22 protein-coding genes are annotated in these 26986 nt (G+C 53.8%); 2 read left to right on the forward strand and 20 right to left on the reverse strand.

Features of this window, described 5'->3' with window-relative positions; all coding sequences use genetic code 11:
- Positions 1–12: 12 nt before the first annotated feature.
- From SBO83_RS04060 to kbaZ, 17 genes are all read right to left on the reverse strand, one after another.
- Positions 13–2361 (reverse strand): type VI secretion system tip protein VgrG, encoded by a 2349-nt coding sequence (locus SBO83_RS04060; protein WP_396130533.1) that lies wholly within the window; start codon positions 2359–2361, stop codon positions 13–15.
- Positions 2358–5009, reverse strand: a complete 2652-nt coding sequence (gene tssH / locus SBO83_RS04065) for a type VI secretion system ATPase TssH (RefSeq protein WP_396130534.1) — start codon at positions 5007–5009, stop codon at positions 2358–2360. Before tssH ends, SBO83_RS04060 begins: the two co-directional genes overlap by 4 nt.
- A gap of 298 nt (positions 5010–5307) precedes the next feature.
- Entirely contained in the window at positions 5308–5799 is a 492-nt protein-coding gene (locus SBO83_RS04070; RefSeq protein WP_034790858.1) for an Hcp family type VI secretion system effector, read from the reverse strand.
- 2 nt (positions 5800–5801) lie between these two features.
- On the reverse strand, positions 5802–7520 hold the full coding sequence (locus tag SBO83_RS04075) for an OmpA family protein (protein ID WP_396130535.1): 1719 nt from the start codon (positions 7518–7520) through the stop codon (positions 5802–5804).
- Entirely contained in the window at positions 7517–8206 is a 690-nt protein-coding gene (tssL, locus tag SBO83_RS04080; protein WP_396130536.1) for a type VI secretion system protein TssL, short form, read from the reverse strand. The genes SBO83_RS04075 and tssL overlap by 4 nt, the downstream gene beginning before the upstream one ends.
- Positions 8203–9555, reverse strand: coding sequence for a type VI secretion system baseplate subunit TssK (gene tssK / locus SBO83_RS04085; protein WP_396130537.1), 1353 nt, complete (start codon positions 9553–9555; stop codon positions 8203–8205). Before tssK ends, tssL begins: the two co-directional genes overlap by 4 nt.
- A 14-nt stretch (positions 9556–9569) precedes the next feature.
- A complete protein-coding gene (gene tssC / locus SBO83_RS04090; protein ID WP_396130538.1) occupies positions 9570–11117 on the reverse strand; it encodes a type VI secretion system contractile sheath large subunit in 1548 nt (515 codons plus the stop codon).
- A gap of 29 nt (positions 11118–11146) precedes the next feature.
- The gene (gene tssB, locus SBO83_RS04095) at positions 11147–11644 is read right to left on the reverse strand and encodes a type VI secretion system contractile sheath small subunit (protein WP_396130539.1); all 498 of its coding nucleotides are present in this window, start codon (positions 11642–11644) and stop codon (positions 11147–11149) included.
- A gap of 669 nt (positions 11645–12313) precedes the next feature.
- Complete coding sequence (locus SBO83_RS04100) at positions 12314–14206, reverse strand: enterotoxin (RefSeq protein ID WP_396130540.1); 1893 nt, start codon at positions 14204–14206, stop codon at positions 12314–12316.
- 91 nt (positions 14207–14297) lie between these two features.
- Positions 14298–15176: a tagatose-bisphosphate aldolase subunit KbaY gene (gene kbaY, locus SBO83_RS04105; protein WP_396130541.1), complete on the reverse strand. Its 879-nt coding sequence runs from the start codon at positions 15174–15176 to the stop codon at positions 14298–14300.
- A gap of 12 nt (positions 15177–15188) precedes the next feature.
- Complete coding sequence (locus SBO83_RS04110; RefSeq protein ID WP_396130542.1) at positions 15189–16343, reverse strand: SIS domain-containing protein; 1155 nt, start codon at positions 16341–16343, stop codon at positions 15189–15191.
- A 301-nt stretch (positions 16344–16644) separates the two neighbouring features.
- A complete protein-coding gene (gene nagA, locus SBO83_RS04115; protein ID WP_396130543.1) occupies positions 16645–17778 on the reverse strand; it encodes an N-acetylglucosamine-6-phosphate deacetylase in 1134 nt (377 codons plus the stop codon).
- The gene (gene agaF / locus SBO83_RS04120; RefSeq protein WP_396130544.1) at positions 17775–18209 is read right to left on the reverse strand and encodes a PTS galactosamine/N-acetylgalactosamine transporter subunit IIA; all 435 of its coding nucleotides are present in this window, start codon (positions 18207–18209) and stop codon (positions 17775–17777) included. The genes nagA and agaF overlap by 4 nt, the downstream gene beginning before the upstream one ends.
- A gap of 15 nt (positions 18210–18224) precedes the next feature.
- Positions 18225–19100: a PTS N-acetylgalactosamine transporter subunit IID gene (gene agaE, locus SBO83_RS04125; protein ID WP_353502269.1), complete on the reverse strand. Its 876-nt coding sequence runs from the start codon at positions 19098–19100 to the stop codon at positions 18225–18227.
- Positions 19090–19872: a PTS N-acetylgalactosamine transporter subunit IIC gene (gene agaW / locus SBO83_RS04130; protein WP_396130545.1), complete on the reverse strand. Its 783-nt coding sequence runs from the start codon at positions 19870–19872 to the stop codon at positions 19090–19092. Before agaW ends, agaE begins: the two co-directional genes overlap by 11 nt.
- A 10-nt stretch (positions 19873–19882) precedes the next feature.
- Entirely contained in the window at positions 19883–20356 is a 474-nt protein-coding gene (gene agaV, locus SBO83_RS04135) for a PTS N-acetylgalactosamine transporter subunit IIB (protein WP_396130546.1), read from the reverse strand.
- A gap of 24 nt (positions 20357–20380) precedes the next feature.
- Positions 20381–21673, reverse strand: coding sequence for a tagatose-bisphosphate aldolase subunit KbaZ (gene kbaZ, locus SBO83_RS04140; RefSeq protein ID WP_396130547.1), 1293 nt, complete (start codon positions 21671–21673; stop codon positions 20381–20383).
- 250 nt (positions 21674–21923) lie between these two features.
- Here kbaZ and SBO83_RS04145 point away from each other — a divergent pair, with 250 nt between their 5' ends.
- Entirely contained in the window at positions 21924–22733 is an 810-nt protein-coding gene (locus tag SBO83_RS04145; protein ID WP_353503979.1) for a DeoR family transcriptional regulator, read from the forward strand.
- Positions 22734–22806: 73 nt separating this feature from the next.
- On the opposite strand, the gene yajD is transcribed toward SBO83_RS04145, so the two are convergent.
- On the reverse strand, positions 22807–23154 hold the full coding sequence (gene yajD / locus SBO83_RS04150) for an HNH nuclease YajD (protein WP_396130548.1): 348 nt from the start codon (positions 23152–23154) through the stop codon (positions 22807–22809).
- A gap of 155 nt (positions 23155–23309) precedes the next feature.
- The gene (gene ychF, locus SBO83_RS04155; RefSeq protein WP_353502263.1) at positions 23310–24401 is read right to left on the reverse strand and encodes a redox-regulated ATPase YchF; all 1092 of its coding nucleotides are present in this window, start codon (positions 24399–24401) and stop codon (positions 23310–23312) included.
- A 374-nt stretch (positions 24402–24775) separates the two neighbouring features.
- On the opposite strand from ychF, the gene SBO83_RS04160 reads away from it, so the two are divergent.
- Positions 24776–26257 (forward strand): SulP family inorganic anion transporter, encoded by a 1482-nt coding sequence (locus SBO83_RS04160; RefSeq protein WP_353502262.1) that lies wholly within the window; start codon positions 24776–24778, stop codon positions 26255–26257.
- A 78-nt stretch (positions 26258–26335) separates the two neighbouring features.
- Here the strand turns inward: SBO83_RS04160 and pth are convergent, their stop codons facing one another.
- Positions 26336–26926 carry an aminoacyl-tRNA hydrolase gene (gene pth / locus SBO83_RS04165; RefSeq protein WP_353502261.1) on the reverse strand — a complete coding sequence of 197 codons (591 nt, stop codon included), beginning with the start codon at positions 26924–26926 and terminating at the stop codon, positions 26336–26338.
- Between the last annotated feature and the right edge of the window lie 60 nt (positions 26927–26986).

A 26986-nucleotide genomic window follows, 5' to 3' on the forward strand; every position in this document is an offset into this window, starting at 1 on the left:
TGTGACTCCTTGTCAGGAAAAAGTGAAATGACTGGCAGGTTCTGTAGTTTCCGGTGCAACACTCGGGAAATCTTCTGGGATATTTGCCTTTTCCAACCTCCCATAATGCCCAGCCTTAGTCAGATATTCTCCTGCGGTGCCAGATTCGATCCGGTTCTCATCGAGTGTGATATAGCTGCCTCCAGCATTCAGCGTGATCCTTTTCTTCGCCGTGATCTTAATTTCATCTTCGGTGCTGGTGATGGTGATTGCCTTGCGGGCCAGCAATTCCATCAGGTCGTTTTGCGCTTGAACGGTGATAGGTCCTTGATTAGCAATTAACTTCATTCCCAGTTTTCTGACAAAAATACTCATAGTATTGCCCACGCCGATAAAGAAGTTCTTGGCGACGCTGACGTCGGCATTTTTACCCGCGGTGGAAATCAGATTATCGCTGGCACTTATTTGCAGGTGCTCGCCGCTGCTGAGGGCAATACCTTTGGGGGCACTCAGCAAAAGAACGGATTGCTTTAATTCTTTAAGGTTTTGCTGCAAAAGATTGATTTGAGCCTGCAGGTCAGAAGGGCTGGCCGTTGAAGCCTGAGCATCAGAAGAGATTGAGTTCATCTGCTTGTGAGCATTGTTCAGCAAATCCATTGCCGACTGCATCTCCAGCGCCTTCCCCTGCGCCTTGGCCTGCCCGTCGGCGCTGATGAAGATGCCTTTCTCGGCTCTGATGGCGCCGAAGCTGTCGGTGCGCAGCTCGAAGCCTTCGCCGCGCGGCTGCTTGTCGGCGTCGACCAGGTGGCCGAGGTTAAGCTGGCTTTTGCCGCCGTACTCGGTGCTAAGCTTGATGTGCTCCTTGCCGCGCTCGTCGTCGAGGCGCAGCTTGTTATTGGACGGCGTGCGCAGCACGTTGCGGCGGTAGTTGCGAATGGTGACGTGGTCGCCGTGCGCGGAGTCGTGCAGGACGTGCGCGATATAGGGGCGGTCGGGGTTGCCATTTTCAAAGGCGATGGCCACCTCGGTGCCCGCCAGCAGCGGCAGGTGCATGCCGTAGGTGTCACCGGCGTAAGGCCGCGCCTGGCGGACCCACAGGCTCTCGTAACCCTGCTCCCAGCCGTCGCGGTCAAACAGCATGTTGACCCGATAACGCCCGTCCTTGTCGATATGCCCGTAGGTGTCGTTGGTCGTGGTGCTGGTGACGCGGGCGGGCAGGGTGCCGGCCATCACCGGCTTGCTAACGGGCGTCGGGCGGAAGCAGTAATCTTCCGAGTAAGGAATAGCTTCAAACGCCACTTCAAAACTTTTATCCCGCGCGGCGGTGCTGCGGGTGTGGGTGATTATCACGCCTTTGGTGAACGGGGTCGGGATATTGCTGCCAATGACCTTTAGCTCGTGGCCCGGCGTCAGGGACGCGGCGTTGGCGACGCCCGAGAACCGCGCCTGCTGGTTAAGGTAGCGCTCGTGGCGCAGGCGGGCGTAGAACGCGCCGCTTTCCGGCTCGGGGTCACGGCCTTCGGAGCCCGCTGCCAGATAGTTGTCGGCGTAGTGATAAGCCTCGCCGTAGGTGGTGGTGTCGCCGCGGGTGACGTCCGCCGCCGATGCCAGGTCGGCGTTGGCGGTGCGGTAGTTGTAATCCCCGGTGCTGACGGATTTTTCTACCACCCGATAGGCGCTGGCCAAATCCCACGCCGACTCAACGCCGACGTCGTGCATGCCGGACGGCGGCACGGCGTGCAGGGTCGGGCCGCTCGCGTAGTGCCGCTGGTCGTCATAAAACTCGACCACGTCGATATTGAGCTTGGGGTCGGCGGTGAAGCGGAACCAGATACCCACCTCGGCCAGCAGGCGTGAGATAAAGGTCAGGTCGTCCTCGCCGTACTGCATTACCTGCTCGCGGCGCGGATACGCTTTTACCAGCGTGAAGACGAAGTCCTGCCCGCGCATGGCGTGGCGCTCGCGCAGGATTTTCTCCACGATGCCGGGCACGGAGATATCCTGATAAATGCGGTTCTGGTGGCTGCGCGACAGCAGGGCCAGCCTCGGCTGCAGGCAGAGGGCGTAGCGGCTTTCGTCGCGCGAGGCAGAGAGGCGTTTGAAGCCGGTGACCACGCCCTGTATGACCCGCTGCGGCTGCTGCACCGCCACGCCGAAGGCCTCCATCACGGGGGCCTGCAGGGTCAGCGAGGCGTCCTTCAGCAGCAGGGTTGCCGGGTCAATGTTTTGGTCGCCGCTGGTGAACGTGATGTCATAGCTGAACGGCAGGCTCAGGCTCTCGTTGCCAACAAAGCCTTCCACGTCAACCGGCGTGTCGCAGTCGCGCACGGCGAGCTTGTGGTGGCTGTGGTCGAAAAAGGGTGTCTTAGACGTGGTACTCATCTCTCTGCTCCTTCAAACTCCAACAAAATCCCTTCCTCATCATCCCAGCCCAGCGTCAGCGAGGTTGTGCGCTGCTGACCGCTCATCCGGCTGAGAAGCTGTTGACTCAGCACTGGCAGAATTTGTTGGTTGAGCAAGCTGTCGATGTTGCGCGCGCCGGTGTCCGGCAGTAGGCAGGCGGCGACAAGCTGGTCGTAAAGGCTCTCTTGGATGGTGCATTTCAGGCCGTAATGTCGGTTGAGGCGTTTTGCGACCTGAGCCAGCTTCATCTCGACTATTTTTTTGAGCGCTTCGGCATCCAGCGGGCGATAAATCAGCGTCTGGAAACGGGCCAGCAGGGCGGGTTGGAAGTGATCGCGCAGGATAGGGCGCAGCAGTTCATGCATCTCGCCATTGCTGGCCTGCGGCTGTTCATCCAACAGTTGCATCAGGTGGTCACTGCCGAGGTTGGCGGTCATCAAAATGACCGTGTTGCGAAAATCAATCTCGCGGCCTTCACCGTCGCGCATAAAGCCACGATCAAACACCTGATAGAACAGGTTAATCACGTCGCGGTGGGCTTTTTCTACTTCGTCGAGCAGTACCACGCTGTACGGGCGTTTGCGCACGGCTTCGGTCAAAATGCCGCCCTGGCCGTAGCCCACGTAGCCCGGAGGTGAGCCCTTGAGCTGGGAAACCGTGTGGGCTTCTTGATACTCGGACATATTGATAGTGATCAGCGATTTTTCACCGCCAAACAGGGTGTCAGCCAGCGCCAGCGCGGTCTCGGTTTTACCTACGCCGCTTGGGCCGACCAATAGAAATACACCGAGCGGGCCGTTTTCTGACGTCAGGCCGGTTTTAGCGGCGCGCAGGCGCTGCGCCATATCCACCAAGGCGGCATCTTGCCCCACCACCCGCGTGGCGAGATGGTTCTCCAGTTGCAGCAGGTCAGTCTGTTCATCTTTTAACAGGCTGCTCAGCGGCACGCCGGTCCAGTCGGCAGTGACGGTGGCGACGGTGCGGGCATCGACGTCGAGAGAGAGCAGCGGCGCGTTTCCCTGAACCTGACTGAGTTCTTGCTGCAAGGCTGCCAGCTGGGCCACGTCGGCAATCTCCTGACGGGCTTCGACAATTAGCTGGGTCAGGCGCTGCTCTTCTTTATACTGCTGCTCGAGCTTTTGCTGCTCGCCGCTTAGCTGTTCACGGCGCTGTTCAATGTCTTGCAGGCGGGTTGACGCGGTGTCAGGGATCAGCAGCAGGTCTTGCTCGATAGCCTGTTGCTCCATGGCCAGCGCCGCCAGTTCGGCATTAATCTCCATCAAGGCTTCGGGCAGCGTGTCAATGCTCATGCGCACTCGAGCACCTGCCGTGTCGAGCAGGTCCACGGCTTTGTCCGGAAGTTGGCGGCCGGTCAGGAAGCGGCGGGAAAGGGTGACGGCGGCGGTGATAGCGGCGTCAAGAATGTGTACGCCGTGGTGCTGGGCGTAACGGCCTTTAAGGCCGCGCAGCATCAGGCTGGCTTTGGCGTCGTCCGGCTCGTCGACTTTGACCATCTGGAAGCGGCGCTCTAAAGCAGCGTCGCGCTCAAAATACTGTTTGTACTCAGACCAGGTGGTGGCCGCGATGGTGCGCAGCTCGCCACGGGCCAGCGCTGGTTTGAGCAGGTTGGCGGCATCTGCGCCACCGGCCTGATTGCCAGCGCCGATGATGGTGTGCGCTTCATCGATAAACAGTAAAACGGGAGTTGGCGACTGCTGAACGGCTTCAATCACGTTCTTCAAACGCTGCTCAAACTCGCCTTTGACCCCAGCACCGGCTTGAAGGAGGCCGAGATCTAAGGTGCGCAGGCTGACTGACTTCAGGCTGTCGGGAACATTGCCTTCGCTGATGCGTAGCGCCAGACCTTCCACCAGTGCGGTTTTTCCCACGCCCGGCTCGCCCACTAGAATCGGGTTGTTTTTACGGCGGCGCGAGAGGATGTCTATCATCTGGCGGATCTCGGTATCGCGGCCAAAGATCGGGTCAATCTGTCCAGCTTTGGCTTTAGCCGTCACGTCCAGCGTGAATTTATCCAGCGCGGCCTGTAGTGCTTCACTCAATGTCTGACCAGAAAGGGCATCAGCGCCGGGTTGGGATGCTGGCTCATTCAGCGGCGAAGTAGGCATATTGAGACTGGCCTGCTGCTGCAACTCAGGGCGCTCGTCGGATTGGACATTCAACAAGGGCTTTAGGCGAGATATATGGGTCGTGCTCAGGCTAAACAGCGGCCAGGCTCCGTCACAACGCAGCAAATGAGGGTGCATATTAAGGGCTTCGAGCAGGTGAATACTACGAATGCGGTCATCGCCGTCTTGCAGGGATGCAATCAGCCAGGCGCTCTGCATCAGCTCGGTCAGCGAGTCCGATAACACCGGGCGGGCATGCACCGAGCGTGGCAGGGTATCAAGGTGCGCCAGCAGGCTCTGCCACAGGCTGTCCATGTCCCACTCGTAGCGGCGGGCCAGCACGGTAATATCGCCCTCGCCCAATTCCAGTAATTTTAGTAGCCAGTGTTCTAGCGTTATCTCAGCGTGGGCGCGGGTCTGGCACAGCGTTGCAGCGGCTTCCAGCGCCTGTGCGCAGTAAGGATTAAGGCGACGAAGTAGGGTGGCTGATTGATGTTCCATGCTGAAATTCCTTGTGTTTTGGGTACGCTACCGCCCATAGCCTTCCTTTGCAGGAACCCAGGCCCATTAGGTCGATGTTCGAATTATTTGCTGTTTGCGAAACTGCCACTGACTCTCAATAAGCAGTTTTGAAAACCACAAAAACAGCAGACGGCGAACCGCCTGCTTGGGGTTTACCCTAAATAATTCGTGTCGCGGGAAGGCGGCAAGTTCGCAAGTCCTCGGGAGCATAGATAACTATGTGACCGGGGCGAGGGAAGGCAGCCAACGCACCAGCGGCGCGAAGAATGACGGGTAACTAGGCGGTGGTACGCTCATTCCATGAATCGGAATGAATGATGTTGCCGTCTTTGTAAGTCCAGGTGATTTTTTCGTAACGCAGCTCAATCTCTTCGAGGTGGTTGTGTTTCTCGAAAGAGGCGTCTTTGATGTCGTGCATTTTCGGCGCAACTTTGACCAGCTTGACGTTCTCAAGCTTGGTGTTGAAATACTCCACTTCCTGACCTGCATCGTTGATGCGATACCATTTGAACTCGGCAGATTTCAGCGTCTGGCCGGTGGTCACCGCTTTGTAGAGATACGGGCTGGAGGAGTCGATTTCCTTGGTGAACAGGAACGGGGTGTGAATGCGGGTCCCCGTCAGTTTGCCGGTGTTGTTGTCTGTCGGGATGTAGACGTTATGCTCCTGAGCCACGACTTCGATGCTGCCTTCGCGATCTTTCACATCAACGGCACCTTTAATGTCCGCGCCGCCGTCGTCTTTCAGCCATAAGTAAACGGGAATTGCCATGGTTAGTTCTCCTTGCTTGGTGTTGTAGCCACTTCAGATCCTGAAGTGGATTGAGATGCTGTTGCCTGACATGCATTCGCCTGCGGCACCAGACTAATTTCGACACGACGATTGGCTGCTCGGCCTTCTGCTGTGTCGTTTGTTGCAATCGGGCGTGTCGCACCGTAGCCCTGAACGGCAAAGCAGGTTGGCGAGACATCGCTGGTTGAGAGCATCCAGTCGCGTAAGGCCTCCGCGCGTTTGAGTGATAGGATCTGGTTGGCGCGTGCGTCGCCGGTGATGTCGGTATGTCCTGCCACCACGATGAGCCAGCCGGGCTTGGCTTTGATGCCAATCAGCGCATTAACCAGCATTTTCGTGCTGTTGGCTTTGAGCTGATATTTACCGGTATCAAACAGCGACAGAGCGTCGAGTCGCACGGTTTTCGGGGCAGTTTCCACGACCTTTGGCGGTGGCGGCGGAGGCAGATAGTTTTTGATGGCGGTTAGCAGAGGTAAGCGCAGACGCTCCCCTTGATACAGCCCTAACCCAAGGCGAAGCGGCTCGCCGTTACGGAACCAGTCATCAAGCTGGGCGGTATCGTCGCGCAGGACGGCCACGGCTTTGGCTTTCGGGGCGTAGTTGTGCATATCAATGCTTTCATAATGACGGATATCAAAAGCCACGCGATGCAGCAGTTGCCGGTTGTGCCATGCGCTACAGCACAGCGCCACGACCGCAGCCAAGACGAGTAGGGTGAAACCTTGGCGCAGCGCGCGTTGACAGGCTGATTTTCCATAGCCCAGAGGAAGGGTGGAAAAGAGAAAATCTGGGAAAGGCAGGCGGCTTGGTTCAGACTCGGGTGCGGGCTGCCAGCCAGATACTGTGTTCAGCGCTGTCAGTGAGGATAGCCAGCGCAACCACAGAGAAGCTGGCTCGAGGTCTGGCAAACTGGCGACTTGATGCAGAATCACCTGCTGGGGTTGTACGCAGTTGACGTCATCATTGCGTTGTACAAAAGCAGGTAAGACTTTTTCTTTTAGCCATTCATCGTGCTTAAAGAAAATCACGGCTTGTTTGAGACGAACGGCTCGTTCCTCATTATCTTGAGTAAATTGCCAATCACTTAGGGTTTCCGGCATCGTGACGCTTGGCCAGACTGTCGAGGGCGGCGACTGCTGTTGTGACAGCCAAACTGGCGTTTCAACCAGACTGCTTGCCACCGTGCTATAAGCCACCAGCGGCGCAGCGCAACGACTGTCTCGACGAAGTTGCACCAGCTGCCAGCGAAGCTCGAATAAATGGGTGGAAAGTGTTTGTTCATCCCCCTGCTGCTGTGGATTGACGGCGAACATGACGCTCAGTTGTCTGGCCCACTCAGGACGCTGTTCCAACAATTTCTGCGCGAATTGCCGAAGCGCTGTGATCTCATTGACGCGAAGCCAGCAGCCCTGCGCCGATTGATGAATAGTGTCGGCACCAAACAGCGCAGGCAGCGCATCGCCGCAAACCAGTACCACCGGCAAGCGATAGCTTTCCGGCGGCAGGCTGTCGAGGTTTATCACTTCCAATTCGAGCAGGGATTTACGTCCGGCCAGCCAGAGGCCAGTCAGGCATATCACCATGACCAGCGCAAAACTAACCCAGCGAACGGTCGGTGAAAAAGGCAGAAAGACCAGACATATTATTCCGGCTAAGATCCCCGCCCATAACCACAATCCTCGTTGCCAGAACTTACTCATCGCAATGACCCCGGTAACAAGGTCGACAGTAGCCCTGACAGCCAGTGATCAAGACCTAACCACAGTAGCGCCACTAATAGCGCAGCTAAGCCAAGGCGTAACGGCCAATAACGTAGCCATAACCCAATGCGGTGACGCGACGGGGCGATCGCCAGCACGGGATTGGTTGGTGCAGAGTTAAAGGCGGGAACTCGAGCAGAGAGTTGGTCGACCAATTGCTGGCGCTCGACACCCGCCTGTGGGCCTAGACCCCCTTGAAAACCTAGCATCAGCACGCGATGAAAACAGATTAAAACGGCTGAATCCGGCGCCGGTTCTCGCAACACCTGCCTGACGCGCTCGTAAAGCTGGCTTCCTGCATCCAAAGTTTTGAAAAAATGTGCCTGAAGCGGAGAATCACACCATACGAAATAGATATCATCATGGGTGCTGCGGCCTTTTACTGTCTCATCCAGCAGCGCGCATTGGGCATACATGATGTGCTGGCAGCTTGGCTCACTGATATGGGCGGCCTTCAGCGCCTGCTGAACATGCTCGATATCATCTACGCAGCGCTGCCAAAAAGCGCGACCTTCACCTTCGCTGCAGGTCATTCCTTGACGCAGGCTGATGATTTGCAGCCAGGTGTTAGCGAGCAGCGCATCGATATCTATGGGTTGTGTAGATACTGTTATTGATTGATTCATGCGCGTAACACCGCAAAGAGTTCAAGCTGGATCTCACCTAAAGTGCCCGGCACATAGAACACGCAGGCCCCGGCTTCCATCATCTGTTTCGCCGCCGGATGGTTGAGATCAAGGGAGAAATATTGGTTTTCGAGGCGCAGTGGAATGGCAGCAGGCACGTGAGTCAGCGCGCGCAGCGGAATACCGCTCAGTGCCACGTTGACCACGTTGCCGACATCATCTGGCGCGCCAACCTTACACAGCTGAGGGAACTGAGTTTGCAACTGAGCCGATGAGAGCGTGGAGCGAACGGAGAGATAGAAATCCACCTCTTCGCGCAGCCGTGGATCATGTAAATCAGCACGCCACTGGTTAATCCGCGCATCGTGAACCAGTTCAACAGCTACAAGGCGCGAAGGCAGGCTTGCCTCGAGCAAGATATTCAGTAATGCGAAAAGCGGCGGGAAAACGGCGGTTAGGCGGTCGTGCTGGTAAACGGGAATAGCCGTGCAGTCGTCCTCTAAAGAGAATGTCAGCAAGCTGCCAGCCAGCCTTGCCAGCTCCTGATATAAACGCTCCGGGTGAACTTGCGGGTAGCGCTGGAAATTCCCCAGCACGGGTTCTGCGCTGTTGAGGGCGTTAAGCAGCCAGAACAGGGAAACGTCGGCCACCGCGAAGTCAGCCATGCGGGCATTGCTTTCACGACGCATGCCCATCAGCCGTTGCAGGCGCGCCCGCAGTTGAACCATCAATATTTCCAATTGCTCACTACACCAGTGGCTCGCTTGCAGGCTGAGCAACGGCGGAATAAAGCTCTTGTCCTGAGTCCAGCGACCTTGCTGGTCACGGCGCAGAAGGGCAACCGGGCAGGTCTGATAATCCCCGTTCTCCTGCGTGCTTAGACGCAGGGAGAGTTCATGCGTCATGACGGCGATCTGCTTTTTATCGTCGCCATAATGATTTTGCACATCCCGCCAAGCCTGACGATAACGTACCGGGCGTTCCGCCAGCTCGTCAGGTTGCAGACAGTTACCCCCATTGGCATAGGTTTGAGGTATCGCCAGCATGACGGTCGCTTCATTGGCCTGCGCTGGCAGGTTGGCGGCAAGCGTTAAGGTGGGTGGCAGCAAATCAGCACAGCCGGTATCCACCAAAGTGCCATCCTGAAAGCGGACGTGTAAGTGTTCAGCTTTTAGGCGGCCTTGGGCCAGCGCGTCCTGCTCGAAACTGGCATGCAGCACTCCCCACGGATGCAAAACGCCCATTTGCGCAATGCATTCGTTAGTCCAGGCCTCCAGAGAGGCCTGTTGTTGAAATTGCTGTGGAGAAACCAGAATTCCGCGTGTCCATAGCGGACGTTCAATCTTCATCCTGCCTCCGGGCTTCAAGTTTTCGCTTTAGGCATCTGAGAAACCAACGACAAGTTGACGTCCATGCCTTCCACCTGGAAGTGTGGAACGGCGTAGAGTTTCACGCGGAAGAAGCCAGGGTTGTCCTCGATATCTTCGACGGTCACTTTTGCGTCGCGCAGGGGGTGAGAGGCCTGCAGGTCGTCGCCCGGATCGGTCATTTCAGTTACCAGCGAACGCACCCAGGTATTCAATTCCAGCTCTAACAAGCGGCGGTCTTTGGTGGTGCCGATATTCTCGCGCTGGATCAACTTCAAGTAATGCGCGATGCGCGACAGCAGGAAGATGTAAGGCAGGCGGGCGTTGATACGGCTGTTGGCCGTGGCGTCAGCGGTGTCATACAGAGCCGGCTTCTGCGTGGAGTTAGCCGAGAAGAAGCAGGAGTAGTCGCGATTTTTGTAGTAAGAGAGCGGAATGAACCCCAGATTGGCGAACTCAAACTCGCGGGTTTCAGGGATCATCACCTCTGACGGGATTTTCACCTGATTGCCGGTACCCAAGTCGTACAAGTGGATTGGCAAGTCGGTTACTGCACCACCGGCCTGCGGGCCACGGATCTGCACGCACCAGCCGTTCTTAATAAAGCTTTTCACCATATTGGCGGCAAAAGCAAAAGAGGCGTTGGTCCACAGGTATTTCTCGTGGTCCGGGCCTTTGACTTCTTCCACATAGTTGAAGCTGCGAACCGGCACGGTGTCTGGGCCATAAGGCAGACGACCCAGTACGCGCGGCATGGTCAGGCCGATGTAGCGGGAGTCATCGGAGTCGCGGAAGGATTTCCACTTGATGTACTCGGCGCGGTCGAAGTAGTTACCAATGTCTTTGATTGCCGCGACCTCTTCCATAGAGTCTTTCAGGAAGAATTTCGGGCCGACGGAGCCTACAAATGGCATATGCGCCGAGGCTGATACTTTAGAAATGTTACGCAGCAGGGCCACGTCTTGCGCACTGGCGTCAAACTCATAGTTAGAGATGATAGAGCCAATCGGCTCGCCGCCCGGTGTGTCGTATTCTTGAATATAGGTGTGGTGATACAGGCCGCTTTGAATGATTTCCGGGCAGTCTTCGAAGTCTTGGCGCAGGTCTTCTTTGGAGACATCAAGCAGTTCGATTTTGACATTTTGGCGGAAGTCGGTGCGATCAATCAGGAACTTCAGGCCACGCCAGCCGGACTCTACGCGCTGGAAGTCAGGATGGTGCATGACCACGTCCAACTGACGGCTGATCTGCTCGTCGAGCATGGCGATATGGCCGTCGAGCAGTGTTTTATCCAGACGCTCAACTTTCTGCCCGGATGCCTTTAGACGTTGCAGGAACACTTGCACAGCGGCGGTCACGCGCTCGTCGGTGGTGACATCAGACATCGCCTGATTGTCCTGGAAGAGGTTGACGTCGCCCAACGAGGAGACTGGCGTCAGGTTGATTTTGTCAAACAGGGACGCGTAAACACTTCCTGCGTCGGAATGTGCCAGCACGGTTGTGCGGCTTTCATGAGTATTTTCTGTATTTGCAGACATAAGCATAATCTCAGGTTGGTCCGATTCAGGAAGGGTTAAGCGTCTTTAGGGGCCAGCGCGGCCAGCTCGTTGCGCAAGTCATTGCTCAAGGTTTCATCCTTAAGGATGGTTTCGAGCTCTTTGCGGAAAGTGGCGTTGTCTAGCAGATTAGATTTGAGGTCGCGCAATAAATTACGCATTGCCAGCATGGCGCGAAGTTGGGGGATTTGACGGGCAACTTGTTCAGGCTCGAAGTCTTTCATATCGCCAAACGAGAGCTTAACGCTCTCTTCGCTGCGATCGCCTGCCAGCGTGTTTTCCACGGTCAGGTTGAGCGAAGGGCCATACTCGGCCAGTACGCTATTGAAATTGTTTTTGTTGATATTGATTTTTTCGCGCTCGGATAACGGGCGAGTTTCCTTCCCATTACTGTAGTCACCCATCACCACCAGCTTTAATGGCAGTTCGACTTTCTTCTGTGCGCCGCCGGTATGGAGATCAAGCTTTATATTAACGCGAGCTTTAGGTATTTCATTTTGAAAGCTATTAGACATAGTTATTTTCCCTGCTTGTGATTCGGGGGGGATTTTTTGCGACAAGCAGAAACGAAGAGCTTTGCTTCCTGCAAGGCCACAAACGATATTACGTCAAGATTCACTCATATCTATGAGTTAAAAACCGCGAATCTATTGGTTGATAATATTGAATACTTTGAATTAATCAATGCTTTGACTTGCTGGCTAATATATTTGTGAACTTTCCCAATTAAATGACTAAGTAAATATAAGAAAATGTTTCTCTTATATCCAACTGTTTTATATTGATTTTGTTTGTTTTTTCTAGTGTCGGGCTGAGGGTGGTAAATTGATCCGCGCGAGAGATATTTATTTTTATTATTTTACATTTAGTGGGTATTTCTAAGATTTTTCTTTAAGAGTTTTCTCGTGATGCAGGAGTATTCTTTCAAGTCCGTAGGATTTTCATGTCATATTTTTACTTAAGAGTTTTCGTATGCAAAGATTAATCAATCAGTTAATTGTTTTTTTTGCTCATAATAAAGTTCTTAGAATAAATAATCGGAAGTGAAAATAACGGCCGTTAAAACTCACGTAAGCCAATAATAGTTATAACCTGTTTTTGGGAGAGCTGTCGGCAGAGGATGTTAAGGATAGGGAGTCCGGCCTGATTGTTGGGGTATCAGGCCGGAATGTGGCGGGTAATTTTTACTGGGTGACGGGGATGGCTTCGATGACCAGAGTTTGTAACGGTTTTAACGTCACGATAACAGGCTGGCGGTAATCGGCGGGCAGGGTGGAATGAGTACCATAGATATTTTTAAGGGTAAATTGGCGCGTTTCACCCTGCGGAATTTCAAAGCTTTTGCTGAGGTCCAGATAGTAACTCTGTGCTTGGTCCGACGGGTTGCGCAGCCCTAGAATGGCTTTCTCTTTGCTCCAGGATGCCCAGCCGTAGACCTCCAATGCAGTCGGATCGCCGCCAATCCAGTGGGTATCGACCAGCACGTCACTGTTGTTGCGTGACCATTTTGCCGCCGCTGCCAGCGTGTCCCACTTATTGCTGTTTAACATTGACGGCGTGATGTACAGCTCTTGCAGCTGGGTCCCTGTCGCAAAATAGCTCCACACCTGATCGGCAAAGTCACCGTCGGTCTGCACTTTCTCCAGTCCAAAATAGGCGTGCTCCGCGCTGACAATACCGTGATACATCAATGAATTTATTGGGAAGAGCGGGCCTTTGCGCACGATGGAGCGATAGGTTTCGGCATCGCGATAAGTCATCCACTGTTGAACCGGCGAGCCTTTGCCAAACACATTGATGTCATCCCCCTGACGCCAGATAGAGTCGGCGTAGAACAGCCATGACGGGCTGGCGTCGGTACCGGTAGTCAGGTTGATAAACAGATCAGGATTGGCCAGACGCATATTTTTAATCAACTCGATTGAGGCATCAAAGTCAGAGGCGAACTGACTGCCTGGTATATACGAGTTGGCGTTGCCCATGCCGTCTAGTTTGAAAGAGGTAATGTGCTCATTTTTAATAAGTTTGATGATTTGTTCATTAAAATTGCGGAAGTAATTAGGGCCAGAAAGAGCGAACTTGCCATCGACGGTTTCGAAACCATTTTCTTTGGCGTGCGAAACGCGGATGTCGCGCGGCTTGTTATAGCCCCCCCAGGGTGAGAGCCACAGCCCGACCGAAGTATGCAGGCTATCGGCTTTCTCCTTCACCGCGCCAAACCCTTTGCTGAATGCCGGGCCAAACAGCCATTTCCCAGTGCGATCGTCCCAGCCGTCATCCAGTAAAAAACCATCCAGCTTCACGCCGCGCTTTTTAATCAGCTCGTCGGCGTAGGTGTCCATGCGATTCAGCACCTCTTGTTCGGTATAGGTGGTGAAGAAGCCGATATCCATCCAGCTGTTATAGTGCAGATAGGGTTGATAAGGGCGCGCCCGCACGGCGTTGATGAACTGGTTAAAGCTGCGGCGCAGCTGATTGCTTTCTTCAAAAGTCCCAAAGTAGGTGGTGAAGGTGACGGGGGTATCCGTGCCAATCGGCGTTTTCAGCTCAACGTTTAAATTGGTTGTGGTTTCATAGGCATAGGTATTAACGATAGGTTTTTCCGGCAGAATAAAAAAGCTGTCGGCGATGATCGGCGAGCTGTTTATGGCGCCATCAACGTAGGGGGCTTGAGCCTGACCTTTGGTTGGGAAGAAGGTGATTTTTGCTACTTTCTGCGGCTGGCCTTTGGCCTGAATACTGTAGTCGATGCTGGCGTATTTGCCTTTCAGGCTATGCAACGCGACGCTGACGCTGAAGTCTTGGTGCTCATAATCAATGAGGATCGCGTCATCTTTTTTCTGCACGCTCTTAATTTTAAAATCGGCAGCGTGAATCACCTTTTCATCAGGTAATGTCAGGAAAAACAATTCAATAGGCGCTAGCTGGTGGCCCGAAAGCTTATCTTTTAACACCACGGCGGAGTGGGTGTCGTCAAAAGAGAAAGCCAAGTTATCGTTGTTTAACTGGTACTCGGAGGCGAGAGCGCCATTGCTGATCAGCAATAATAATAGAGAACTTTTTATGAGGGTTTTCATAGGATGTCCTGATATCTCAGAGTAAAAAAGGGATGGGTGCTGAGATGGAAAAGGTTACCCGATAAGTGACAGGGTAACCTATATAAGAGATTTAATGTGACGCAACGGCTTCAGGGATGAGCTTATTCGCCGAGCCGCAGACCGTGACTTTGCTGCGCACCACGTCTTTCATGGCGTCCATGCCGACGCGCATGTAATAGCGCGGGTCGTTGCCTTCGGGGTTGTCGCCAAACCATTTTTTAACCGCCGCCGCAAAGGCAATTTTCAGCTCGGTGGCGACATTCACTTTGCAAACGCCCAATTCAATGGCGCGACGCACATAGTCGTCAGGCACATCGCTCGCGCCATGCAAAACCAGCGGAATGTCCACTGTTTCGCGAATTTCTCCCAAACGCTGGAAATCTATTTTTGGCCGCTTGGTGTATAAGCCGTGTGCCGTACCAATGGCGACGGCAAGGCTATCAATGCCGGTTAACTCGACAAATCGGCGGGCTTCCTGTGGGTCAGTGAGAAAAGCACTCTCTTCGTCGACGTCCATGTCATCTTCAACGCCGCCTAGTCGGCCTAATTCAGCCTCAACGCTACAATCGTTGCGATGGCAAAAATCCACCACGCTTCTCACCAGACGGGCGTTCTCAGCAAACGGGAAATGGCTGCCGTCAATCATCGCGCTGCGCACCCCGGCATTGACCTTGCGGGTAATATCTTCCAGTGACTCATGGTGGTCGAGATGCAGAGCCAGCGGCATGCCGTAGCTGGCGGAATAGGCTTCACATAGGGCGTAGATCTCTTCAAAAGCGATATGTTTGAAGGTGCCCGGCGTACCGGCAAGGATCACCGGAGACTGCATCTCTTTGCAGACTTCGAGGATCGCCTGAATGGTTTCTGCGTTATGGATATTAAAAGCGGGAACGGCGTAACGCCGCGCCTGAGCGTCCTGTAAAAGATATTTGGTCGAAATAATGCTCATGTGGTGATCCTCTCAGCTTTTCCATGGATGAATAATGACGCCTTTCACCACGCGATTAACCGTGCCGCTGGCGGAAGGGGTGTCAGGGGTAATACCCGCTTTGATTGATTCACCGAGGGCGAAAATTTGGGTGTACATCAGGAAACAGAAAGCCTGTTCGATATCGATAAAATCTCGGGAGGCGGGTAACAAGATGTGTGGCCCGGCAACGATTTCAGGGCTGCTGGTGGCCGAGATTGCCACCACGCGCATCGCCTGCTGGTCGCGGCGCAGCTCGTTGAGCAAGTCGAGATCGTATTGGCGGGTGTACGGATGGCTCGACACAAACAGCACGACCAGGGTTTCATCATTGACCAAGGATTTTGGCCCGTGGCGAAAACCTGTCGGCGAGTCATAAAATGCCGCCAGTTTTCCCGCCGTCAGCTCCAGCACTTTTAAGGCGGATTCCCGCGCCACGCCCTGCAAGCCGCCACTGCCGAGATAAACAATGCGTTTGAATGGCAAGCCGCCAAATACCGGCTCGCTGAAGTCACCTTGAGAATCGATGATCTGTTCGCAGCGCGTCGCCACGTCCTGAAAACTCTGGCTGTTGATGATTTCAGGTGCAAAAACTGCCAGACAGCTGGTCATCATGGTGCTGATGCTGCTGGTCATGGCGAACCCGCGATCGTGCGTTTGCGCAGGCATCAGCAGGGCTAGCGCGTTGTTACTGCTGACAGCATTTTGATACAGGCTGCCCGCTTCATTGCAGGTGATAACCAAATGGTGGCACTGGCCGACTAGCTGATTGGCTAAATCCACTGCCGCGACGCTCTCCGGACTGTTGCCCGAGCGGGCAAAAGAGACCAGCAGCGTCGGGCGATGGGAGGATAAATAATCAGCAGGGTTAGTCACGAGATCGGTGGTCGGCACGGCGACGAAATTTTTACCCGTCTGGCGCGCAAGCCAAGGCGCAATAATATCGCCGATAAACGCCGATGTTCCCGCGCCGGTCAGGACGATATGCAGATCAGACTTTTGCAGCAGAGGGCTGAGAAAAGTCTCTATCTCGCGGCGTTGGCTTTGAATGTTTTTTAAGGATTGGATCCAGCATCCCGGTTGCTGGCGGATCTCTTTTTCGGTCCAGGTTGCCGTACCTGAAATACTGGCAAATTCGGTTTCGCTCATCACTTAGTCCTTAGTCGTACCTTTCAGTGAGCCAATACAAATTCATGCATGACTATCTTTCGTTTCGTTTCATTTGGCTTGTTTTATGGTTAAATGAAATCTATACAAAAGAAAGTGAAAGATCAACGAAAGAAAGGAAATAAAACTAAAACTGTGATCTAAAGTTGGAATGAATTTATTTAACTGATTGTTTTATATGAATAAGGCTATTTCTTAGGGAAGTAGACCTGCAACAGTCGAAAGGAAAGGAAAGGTCTGTGACCACGCGGGTCACAAACCAAAGTGTTGTGCAGTGAAAGGATTAGATCTCGACAGACTGACCATCAACCCATATTTTTTGCACCCTAAGTTGTGAGTCTAGCGCGATGATGTTGGCCATTTTCCCCTCTGAGAGTGAACCGTAACTCTGTTCAAGGCCGAGCATTTTGGCCGGATGCAGTGACGCCATATGAATGGCATCCGCCTCAGATATCTCGAGGTTATTGACCAGATTGCGCACCCCGGCATCCAGCGACAGGGTGCTTCCGGCAAGTCCGCCCGCAGCCGTGCGCACCATGCCTTGCTGTAGGGTGACGGGTTGCCCGCAAATTGAATACTCGCCGTCGGGCATGCCAGCAGCGCGCATAGCGTCAGTGATCAGCACCACTCGAGGCGCCGCGCAGTCACAGCAAAGGGCCATCGCCGCGGGATGAACATGGTGACCATCGGCAATTAACTCCAGCCAGGCTCGCTTATCCGTCAACCCCGCGCCAACCATACCCGGATCACGGTGATGAAGCCCCGTCATGCCGTTAAAGCAGTGCACCAGACCATCGGCTCCGGCGTCAAAGGCCCGGACTGTCTCTTCATAGCTTGCCGCACTGTGGCCGAGCATCACTCTGATCCCCTGACTTTTAAGGTGCTGAATGGCCGCGATCGCCTCGGGTTTTTCAGGTGCCAGAGCCACCACGCGCAGGGTGTTTTGCGACACATCAATCAGGCCATCTAGCTCGGCGATGCTCAGTTCGCGGAATAGCTCTGGGGCATGCGCCCCCTTGTTCTGCGGCGTGAAGTAAGGCCCTTCCAGATAACTTCCCAGCACCGTCGCGCCTTTCCCACCCTGATAATAGCGCAGGGCAATGCGTCGCAGTGCGCCCGTTATCTCGTCAAGCGGTGCCGTGACGGTAGTCGGCAACCAGCCGCCGACGCCCTGACGCGCTTTAAACATCGCCAGCTTGTCCAACACCTCGGGAGCGTCATCCATGACGTCAACGCCATCGCCCCCGTGAACATGGATATCTATGTAGGCCGGACATAGCAGCTCGGCATCGCGCTTTGGAACACCTGCAGGGATTGGCTCAATGGCGATAATCTTGTTGCCGTTGAGCCGTAACTGGTGGTCTTGCAGCCAGCCTTGTTCAGTGAGCACTCGGTGCGCGCGCAATAGCATGCTCATATCCCTTCCTCTATGGGTACGGCCTCACGATGACGGCCCAGCTCATCCACTAAGCTGGTTAGCCCCCGATGACCACATTCAAGGGCCAGAAGGCGGAATTCCTGACTGCTCAAACCCTCGCGCTCCAGAACCATTTCCAGCAGAAGCTGTAGATTCACGCCGGTGATCACTTCCCGCTCGGGTTTCTGCATGGCTAATGTTGATGCCACGCGAAAAGGCGTCCCGCCCAGTAAATCGGTCAGAAAAACCAGCCCCTCACTCTCATCTAGCAGGCTCAGCGCCTGTTCAAACTGGGAGGTCAGCAGGGTGGTTGACGAGCTTTCGGGGAAATCGATTGCCATGATTTGTGGCTGTTCGCCAAGAATTTGCTTCATGGCTTTCTCAAGCCCGGTGGCGAACCCGCCGTGACCCGTAAGAATAATACTTAACATGTTGCGTCCTCTTGCTTACAGGAAGTGACCAAATTTGCCGACGATGCCCAACACCACGGTCAGCCCGATCAGGCGCAGCGGGCTCCAGCCACGGCGTACCAGCCAATACATCGTCAGGGTATATAGCAGGGGCAGAAACGCTGGCATTAGTTTGTCGATAACGTCGGTTTGCAGTTTAACTACCGCGTCACCGGCATTGATCTCCAACGTGGTGGCTAAACGAACATAGGTTGCCACTAGCGCGCCAATCACCGTCATCCCAACGATAGAGGCGGCGCGGCCCACTTTTAGCGTGTTGGCCTTGATAACCGGAATGGCGGCAACCCCCATGCGATAGGCATAGTGAGCCAGCCCGAAACGCAGCCCGAGATGAACGACGTTAAACATCACCAAAAACACCACCGCACCGAGAATCGAGCCTTGCAGCGCCAGGCTGGCCCCAATCCCGCCGCAAATTGGCAGTAACGTGAGCCAGAACATGGCATCGCCAATGCCGCCCAGTGGCGCGCCGACGGCAATTTTAGTGCTCTGAATGCTGTTCACATCCTGCTTGGAACGCTCCATCGCTAGAATGATGCCGATGACAAATGTCACCAGGAAAGGGTGAGTGTTGAAGAACCCCATATGGCCTTTCATGGCTCGCGCCAGATCATTTTTATTGGTGTGGATCTTTTTCAAAGCGGGCAGCAGCCCATATAGCCAGCCTGAAGCCTGCATACGCTCATAGTTAAAGGAGGCTTGCAGCAGCATGGAGCGCCACGCCACGCGGTTAATATCTTTTTTAGTCAGCTCGGTGCCAATAGTTTGATCTTCATAGATATTGTCACTGCCAGACGTCACGGTTTTCTCACTGGTGCTGATCCCTGGCAAAACCTGAGTATTAGATACCATCTTCGAATTCCTCTTGTTTAGAGCTGGAAGGCTGCAGTGGGGCTGAGTCTTTGCGCATAAAATCGATGATTGCCATGGCGAGTGCGGCGGCGGCAATCGCCAGTACCGGGAGTTTTAGCCAAGCGGCAGCAACAAATCCAAGAATGAAATAGGGGATGTAGACGTTTTTCATCATGATTTTCAGCAGCACGGCAAAGCCGATGGCTGGCATAATGCCGCCCGCCACGCCAAGGCCGTCAATCAGGCGCGCCGGTAAGACATCAATGGCCGCTTTTGCGTGATCCGCGCCGAAGTAGATAGGCAGGAAGGCACAGAGAAAATAGAAAGCCCCCAGTGTCAGTAACGCCAGATAGTTAACTCTTTCGATGCCTTTGGTGTCCGCGTTGGCCGCCATGCGGTCGCAGCGCGCCATCACGCCAGACATAATGGAGAATAAGAAGGTAATGCCCATTTGTACCGCCACGGCGAAGGGAACGGCCACGCCGACGGCCACTTCAGGCTTCACTCTGGCGGTAATAGCAAATGCGGTGCCGACAATTGTGCCGATAATCACATTCGGCGGCTGGGCACCGGCCAGCGGCGCAAGCCCCATCCATACCAATTCCAGCGTACCGCCGGTCAATATTCCCGCGTGAAGGTCACCCATAATCAGGCCGACCAGGGGGCCAAGGACTACCGGGCGATGCATATGCGTCAGGCCATTGAACATATCCAATCCCGCAATAAAGGCCAGGATCCCTAACGCCGTTGCCTGTAATAAGCTAATTTCCATAGAAAATACCTCAAAGGAGTTTGTAGAGATCCTGTGCTGGCTCGGTAGGTACGCCCTGAACAAAACATTCCACGCCGGCTTTTTTCAGGCCATTAAAAGCGGCAATGTCCTGATCGTCGACCGAGACGGTTTTGGCAATCTGCTGCTTGCCTTCGGCATAGTGCATGTTGCCGACGTTGATGCGTGTTACTGGCACTTTGCCGTTAGCGAGGATGAGAAAATCAGCCGGATTTTTGCAGACCAGCAAGATTTTCTGCCTGTCGTTGGCACGATGGATATTGTCGATAACCTTTTGCAGCGGCCAAAAGCGCACGGCGATACCCTCCGCCAACACCATTTCCATTAAATGCTGCTGAACTTCATCTTCGGCCACTTCATCATTGGCTACTAACACCAGATTCGCCCCGGCAAACCCGACCCACTGAACACCCACCTGGCCGTGGATCAGACGCTCATCAATACGACTTAAAACAATGTTTGGCATATTTTCTTCCTTATTATCATTGTGTTATTGGGATGACGAAGTGCTCATGCAGGCAGCATGGTACTGACGCAGTACATCCTGAATGTGGTCAATAATTAGTTCATGCGGTGTGGCTGCCAGTCGGCCTTCACGAACCCTGCTGTATTGAAGGGGTAGGTACTGGCTAATCAGCGGCAGTGGAATAGATTGATCCGCCAAATGCGTCATCAAACGGGAATAAGCCTCGTCAATGTCGTGATCCGGCCAGTAGTAGCGAACGCGGTCGGAATAGCTGTACCCGCGCGCCAGACGGCGCTCATTGTTATTGCCGTGGTAATGCTGTTCCCAGTGCTGGGGGTGCTGTTGCATCACGCTTTCTAAGACATCTCTCAGCCCAGAACACTGGTGAGAAGGGCGAAGTTCATGCTCGATGGCGGCCAGCGAAAAGAGGGCTTCGCGCAATGCAAAAGTGAGCGCCGGGCCGACTTTCAAAATAGCGAAGTGATGTTGAACAAGCTGCCGTAGGGCGAGTGGTGTTTGATAATCGGTGGAGTGCGCTTCGAAGACCATGGTGTCAAATTCTTCGATAGTCTGACTCAGAGCAAGAGATTTTTCAGGTTGATAATCAATAATATGAGCATGATCGAATTCCACGCCGGGCTGCACGACCAGCCCAATAATCCGTGGCCAAATTTCGTTCAGCCCCTGTTGTTCAAAAGCATGGCGATGAGCTTGCAGCGTGGCTTTTGCTGCTTGTGGTGAGGTCACGGTGAGTGCCGACAGCGTTTCGTGCGCGCCCCCCGGAACCGGCACTTCTGTCCCAATGACATACACCAGATCAGAGGAACCCCATGTTTCCTTGCCGGTCTGCTCGGCAATTCGCGCAAGTCGTGCGGCACGCTCAGCCACGATCTCATCGGTTAATGGCACCGGGTCATCGGCACAGGACATGCTGCAATCCAGATGGATTTTTTTAAAACCCGCGGCAACATAATGGCGAATCAGCTCTTCAGCATGCGCCATAGCTGCTGCGGCAGGCGCCGTTTGCCAGCGATTTGGCCCCAAATGGTCGCCACCTAATATCAACTGTTGGCGCGGCAAGTGGTGCTCATCGGCCATTTGCTCAACGAAGTGACGAAAGTCTATCGGGGTCATGCCGGTGTAGCCGCCAAACTGATCCACTTGATTGGAGGTGGCTTCTATTAATAAGAGCGATTGTGTTTCCCTGGCGTGACGTATTGCCGCTTCAAGCACTAATGGATGCGCGGAACAGACGGCAAAGATGCCGCATCCTTTATCCTGCTTATGGTCAGCCACAAACTCGGTTAAATGTTTCACTTTCCACTCCATAAGGGGTTAATGGTTATTTTTCTTTCGGTTCATTTCGTTGGATATTGCTTTAACGAACAATAAAAACAAAACGAAAGATAATGGAAATGCGATCTGTTTCGCAAAAGAAACGTAGTGAAAGGTTTTTTTATCCATTGCTCCACCGATTTCGCGTCGTGCAAAGGCTTGCATTTCAGCAAAAGAAAGGCGTTAATAGGTAAAGCGAAATGAAACGAAAGGCCGCGAGAAAGGATTAATGATGAGCAATACCGATTCGGCAATGGAAAAACGGGTAACAGGGACCAGTGAAAGGCGTGAGCAGATTATTCAGCGTCTTCGTCAACAGGGTAGTGTTCAGGTTAATGATTTGTCAGCATTTTTTAATGTTTCCACGGTCACTATCCGCAACGATTTAGCCTTTCTGGAAAAGCAGGGCATCGCCGTGCGAGCCTACGGCGGTGCGCTGGTCTGCGACGCCAACACGCCGGGGATTGAACCGACGGTAGAAGATAAAAGCTCCCTTAATACTTCTTTAAAGCGCAGCATTGCGCGGGTTGCCGCCAATCTTATCAAGCCGGGCCACCGCGTCATTCTCGACTCAGGCACCACCACCTATGAAATTGCGCGCCATATGCGTAATCATAAAGAGGTGATTGCCATGACCAATGGCATGAATGTGGCCAACGCGCTGGTGGAAGCCGAAGGGGTGGACGTGCTGATGACCGGCGGGCACCTACGCCGCCAGTCTCTCTCTTTCTATGGTGAACAGGCCGACCAGTCGCTGCAAAATTACCACTTCGATATCCTTTTTCTCGGCGTCGACGCCATCAGCCTCGAGCGCGGAGTCAGTACCCACAATGAAGACGAAGCGCGCCTGAACCGCCGGATGTGTGAAGTCGCTGAGCACATTATTGTGGTCACCGACTCCAGCAAATTTAACCGCTCCAGCCTGCACAAGATTATTGATACTCAACGTATTCATACGGTTATTACCGATAGCGGCATTCCTGAAGAGAGTTTGAGCGGACTGCGAAAAGCCGGGGTTGAAGTGATGGTGGTTGAGGGGTAGGTAGGGCGGAGAACGCGGTTACATGGTCGTTTTTATAGTCAGCTTATGCAGCCATAAGCTGACATCTACATAATTACTTCTTCTTATTTAGCATCGACTTTAAATCTGCGAAGGGATTATAAGTCGCCGCTTCAATATCGTCCTGCGCGTCTTCCCCCGCGACGACGGTTGTGCCGTACTGGTCCGCCTCGGTGTATTTCGAGTGTTCATGGTCGTGGCAATACAGGCACAACAACTCCCAGTTACTGCCATCCGCCGGGTTGTTGGTGTGGTCGTGATCGATATGGTGAACCGTTAATTCGCGCAGGTTGGAATAAACAAACTCACGCGAGCAGCGCCCACAAACCCACGGATAGATTTTTAAGGCTTTCTCGCGATAGCCGCTTTCCAACCGCGAGTAGTTTTTGGGGATCAGTGCCATGGTGGTGTCCGTTGTAGTGTGATGATTTTGGTTAGTGCCTCAATATATCCTTTATTGAGGTGGAAGGTCATCTGGGATGCCATCAAACAAAAACCCCACGCATCTGCATGGGGTTTCTTTAACACTATTCGGGTCTGTGCTACCCAAATATTGGCTTAGACGTTAAACAAGAAGTTCATCACGTCGCCATCTTTCACGATGTACTCTTTACCTTCTGAACGCATTTTGCCGGCTTCTTTCGCGCCTTGTTCACCTTTGTAGGTGATGAAGTCTTCGAAAGCGATGGTTTGCGCGCGTATAAAGCCTTTCTCGAAGTCGGTGTGGATTTTACCGGCTGCTTGTGGGGCAGTGGCGCCGACAGGGATGGTCCAGGCGCGGACTTCTTTCACGCCTGCGGTGAAGTAAGTTTGCAGGTTCAGCAGCTCATAACCGGCGCGGATCACGCGGTTCAGGCCCGGCTCTTCCAGACCCAGCTCGGCCATGAACTCATCACGATCAGCGTCGTCCAGCTCGGCGATATCAGATTCAACCGCGGCGCAGACTGCCACTACGACAGAGCCTTCAGCAGCGGCGATTTTGCGAACGGTGTCGAGGTACGGGTTATTTTCAAAACCGTCTTCGTTAACGTTAGCGATATACATGGTTGGTTTTAGCGTCAGGAAGCTCAGGTAGCGGATCGCCGCTTTATCTTCGTCAGTCAGATCCAGCGCACGCAGCATGCCAGCTTCGGAAAGCTGTGGCAGGCATTTTTCCAGCGCAGCCAGTTCGGCTTTTGCGTCTTTATCGCCGCCTTTAGCACGTTTCTGCACGCGGTGGATCGCACGCTCACAGGTGTCGAGGTCGGATAGGGCCAGCTCGGTGTTGATGACATCAATGTCTTCCGCCGGGTCAACTTTGTTGTTCACGTGAATGATGTTGTCATTCTCGAAACAGCGCACAACGTGGCCGATAGCTTCGGTTTCACGGATGTTGGTCAGGAACTGGTTACCCAGGCCTTCACCTTTAGACGCGCCTTTCACCAGACCGGCGATATCAACGAATTCCATGGTAGTAGGCAGAATGCGCTGCGGTTTTACGATCTCGGCCAGTTGGTCAAGACGTGAATCAGGCATTGGCACCACGCCAGTGTTAGGCTCGATAGTGCAGAACGGGAAGTTCGCCGCCTCGATGCCCGCTTTAGTCAGCGCGTTGAACAATGTAGATTTACCGACGTTCGGCAGGCCCACGATACCGCATTTGAATCCCATGTTGTTATCACCTTAATATCTTAATTATCAAGCAATTAAGTTTAATTGCACGATGTAATGACCGTTATGCCCGCCATTATACACAGAATGCCGATCTCCGGCATCCTTCGCACCGTCTCTGCGTTGGCTCTTACTAGTACTCGAGATTAAAAATCTTGCCAGTATTCCGATCATTTTAGATACTGATCACAATGTTTTAACCAACCGGAAACGCGCCAGATGTCTTTCTTGCTTACGCCACCTTGAGTTTTTCCCTTCCGTAAACGGTTTTCACCGTGCATTTTGCCGCGCTTTGCCACTGTGTGAAGCCTTCTGCGGCACGCGTTTCTCCGTCTGCGAGAAATGGTTTCTATTAATAAAAAGTGAATAACATCATGTTTAACCTGAAAGATTTCAGGATTTCTGACGTCAAGAATGAAGTTCTGGCGGGATTTGTTGTCGCGGTTTCGATGATCCCCGAAGCCGTAGGTTTTTCGCTGGTAGCCGGTCTGTCACCCATTGTCGGCTTGCACACGGCTTTCATTATTGGCTTAGTCACGGCGCTATTTGGCGGCAAGCCGGGCATGGTCTCCGGCGCGGCGGGCTCGATTGTGGTGGTGTTGATGAGCCTCGCGGCACAGCACGGCATGGGCTACGTGCTGTGGGCGACGATATTTGCCGGGATAATTCAGATCCTGATCGGCGTTTTCCGTTTGGGGAAATTTATCCGTCTGGTGCCTCTTCCGGCTATTCACGGCTTTGTGAACGGGCTGGCGATCGTCATCATGCTGGCGCAACTGCACATGATTGCCGGGCAGGGGCCGCTGATGTACGGGTTAGTGCTGCTGGCGATTCTGGTGGTAGTGCTCTTCCCAAAACTGACCCGCGTTATTCCTTCTTCGCTGGCCGCCCTGATAGTGGTGGCGGCGGTGGCGATTGGCTTTAATCTGCATACGCTCCGAGTCGGAGATTTGGCGGATATCTCCGGCGCTTTGCCTCACTTCAGCCTGCCGGTTGCGCCGTTTAACCTTGAGATGCTGAAGGTGGTGCTGCCTTACGCGGTGGTGATCGCGCTGGTCGGCCTGATTGAATCCCTGCTGACCATGACCGTGCTGGACGAAATGGGCAATAAGAAGGGTAATGGCAATCGCGAAAGCATCGCGCAGGGCGCGGGAAACACCATTTGCGGGCTTTTTGGCTGCTTCGCCGGTTGCGCGATGATTGGGCAGTCAATTATCAACTTTACCTCGGGCGGGCGCGGGCGCATTTCAGGCGTGGTCGGGGCTATTTTACTGATTTTATTTGTGATTAGCCTGTCGGGTTACATCGGTCTGTTGCCGGTAGCGGCGCTGGCAGGGATCATGTTGGTAGTGTGTTACAACACCTTTGAGTGGAGTTCGCTGCGCAGGCTGCGACGCATGCCAAAGGCCGACGCGCTGGTGATGGTGATTGTTACCTTAATCACTATTTTCACCGATCTGGCCGTGGCGGTGATTAGTGGAGTAATTATCTCCGCGCTGGTCTTCGCCTGGCAGCAGGCGCGTATCCGCATTCGTGAACATAAAACCAAGGGCGATCTGGCGATTTATAAGCTTGAAGGGCCACTGTTCTTTGGCTCCTCGGCCAGCTTTGGCGAGTTATTTGAGCCGATGAACGATCCGCAAAACGTAGTGTTGGACTTTGCCGCAACGCGAGTGATGGACTCCAGCGGCGTTGAGGCGATTGATAAACTGACCGCGCGCTATCTCGAGGCGGGCAAGTCGATTCGGCTGCGCCACCTCAGCGATGACTGCGTGAGCCTGCTAAAAAAGGCTGGTCCGTTCTGTAGCCACGAGCTGGATGACCCGCAGTATTACGTCGCGGAAGACAATCTGTGAAGGCAGGCAGTCAGGCAATCTGAATAAGAAAAGGCGCGAATTTCGCGCCTTTTTGCTTTTAATAGAGTTTTAACTGAGTTACGGCTGGGCTTTAAAACTGTGCAGACGCTGGATGGTTTTCTCTAAACCTTCTTTCATTAGCATCTCGGTACAGCGCAGCGACTCGTCGATGGCGTCATCAATCAGCTTCTGCTCGCTGGCCGGGGGCTTGCCGAGAACAAATCCCACCACCTTATTTTTATCGCCCGGATGACCAATACCAATGCGCAGGCGATAGAAATTAGGGTTGTTACCCAGCTTGCTCTGAATATCTTTCAGGCCGTTGTGGCCGCCGTTGCCGCCGCCCAGTTTGATTTTCGCCAAGCCCGGCGGGATGTCTAACTCGTCGTGGGCTACCAAAATCTCATTCGGCTCGACGCGATAAAAATTCGCCATCGCCAGCACGGCCTTGCCGCTGAGATTCATAAAGGTCGTCGGCACTAATAGACGAACATCCTGGCCCGCCAGCGACAAACGCGCGGTGTAGCCGTAGAACTTACTCTCTTCTTTTAGCTGTTGATTATGCTGGCGCGCCAACAGGTCCACATACCAGGCTCCGGCATTGTGCCGCGTTTGGGCGTATTCGGCGCCAGGGTTGGCCAGACCCACAATTAATTTAATGCTGCTCACGTTGGTTTCGCTTCTTCATGAGGTGACGATCAGGGCGTTAGTTTACCCGCGTGAGGCAGT

The organism is Ewingella allii, assembly GCF_044430645.1.
Taxonomy (GTDB): Bacteria; Pseudomonadota; Gammaproteobacteria; order Enterobacterales; family Enterobacteriaceae; genus Ewingella; species Ewingella allii.

Coding starts and splice junctions, on each gene's coding strand:
- SBO83_RS04060 (WP_396130533.1), bottom strand. CDS start 2,361: ATGAGTACCACGTCTAAGACACCCTTTTTCGACCACAGCCACCACAAG.
- tssH (WP_396130534.1), bottom strand. CDS start 5,009: ATGGAACATCAATCAGCCACCCTACTTCGTCGCCTTAATCCTTACTGC.
- SBO83_RS04070 (WP_034790858.1), bottom strand. CDS start 5,799: ATGGCAATTCCCGTTTACTTATGGCTGAAAGACGACGGCGGCGCGGAC.
- SBO83_RS04075 (WP_396130535.1), bottom strand. CDS start 7,520: ATGAGTAAGTTCTGGCAACGAGGATTGTGGTTATGGGCGGGGATCTTA.
- tssL (WP_396130536.1), bottom strand. CDS start 8,206: ATGAATCAATCAATAACAGTATCTACACAACCCATAGATATCGATGCG.
- tssK (WP_396130537.1), bottom strand. CDS start 9,555: ATGAAGATTGAACGTCCGCTATGGACACGCGGAATTCTGGTTTCTCCA.
- tssC (WP_396130538.1), bottom strand. CDS start 11,117: ATGCTTATGTCTGCAAATACAGAAAATACTCATGAAAGCCGCACAACC.
- tssB (WP_396130539.1), bottom strand. CDS start 11,644: ATGTCTAATAGCTTTCAAAATGAAATACCTAAAGCTCGCGTTAATATA.
- SBO83_RS04100 (WP_396130540.1), bottom strand. CDS start 14,206: ATGAAAACCCTCATAAAAAGTTCTCTATTATTATTGCTGATCAGCAAT.
- kbaY (WP_396130541.1), bottom strand. CDS start 15,176: ATGAGCATTATTTCGACCAAATATCTTTTACAGGACGCTCAGGCGCGG.
- SBO83_RS04110 (WP_396130542.1), bottom strand. CDS start 16,343: ATGAGCGAAACCGAATTTGCCAGTATTTCAGGTACGGCAACCTGGACC.
- nagA (WP_396130543.1), bottom strand. CDS start 17,778: ATGAGCATGCTATTGCGCGCGCACCGAGTGCTCACTGAACAAGGCTGG.
- agaF (WP_396130544.1), bottom strand. CDS start 18,209: ATGTTAAGTATTATTCTTACGGGTCACGGCGGGTTCGCCACCGGGCTT.
- agaE (WP_353502269.1), bottom strand. CDS start 19,100: ATGGTATCTAATACTCAGGTTTTGCCAGGGATCAGCACCAGTGAGAAA.
- agaW (WP_396130545.1), bottom strand. CDS start 19,872: ATGGAAATTAGCTTATTACAGGCAACGGCGTTAGGGATCCTGGCCTTT.
- agaV (WP_396130546.1), bottom strand. CDS start 20,356: ATGCCAAACATTGTTTTAAGTCGTATTGATGAGCGTCTGATCCACGGC.
- SBO83_RS04145 (WP_353503979.1), top strand. CDS start 21,924: ATGAGCAATACCGATTCGGCAATGGAAAAACGGGTAACAGGGACCAGT.
- yajD (WP_396130548.1), bottom strand. CDS start 23,154: ATGGCACTGATCCCCAAAAACTACTCGCGGTTGGAAAGCGGCTATCGC.
- ychF (WP_353502263.1), bottom strand. CDS start 24,401: ATGGGATTCAAATGCGGTATCGTGGGCCTGCCGAACGTCGGTAAATCT.
- SBO83_RS04160 (WP_353502262.1), top strand. CDS start 24,776: ATGTTTAACCTGAAAGATTTCAGGATTTCTGACGTCAAGAATGAAGTT.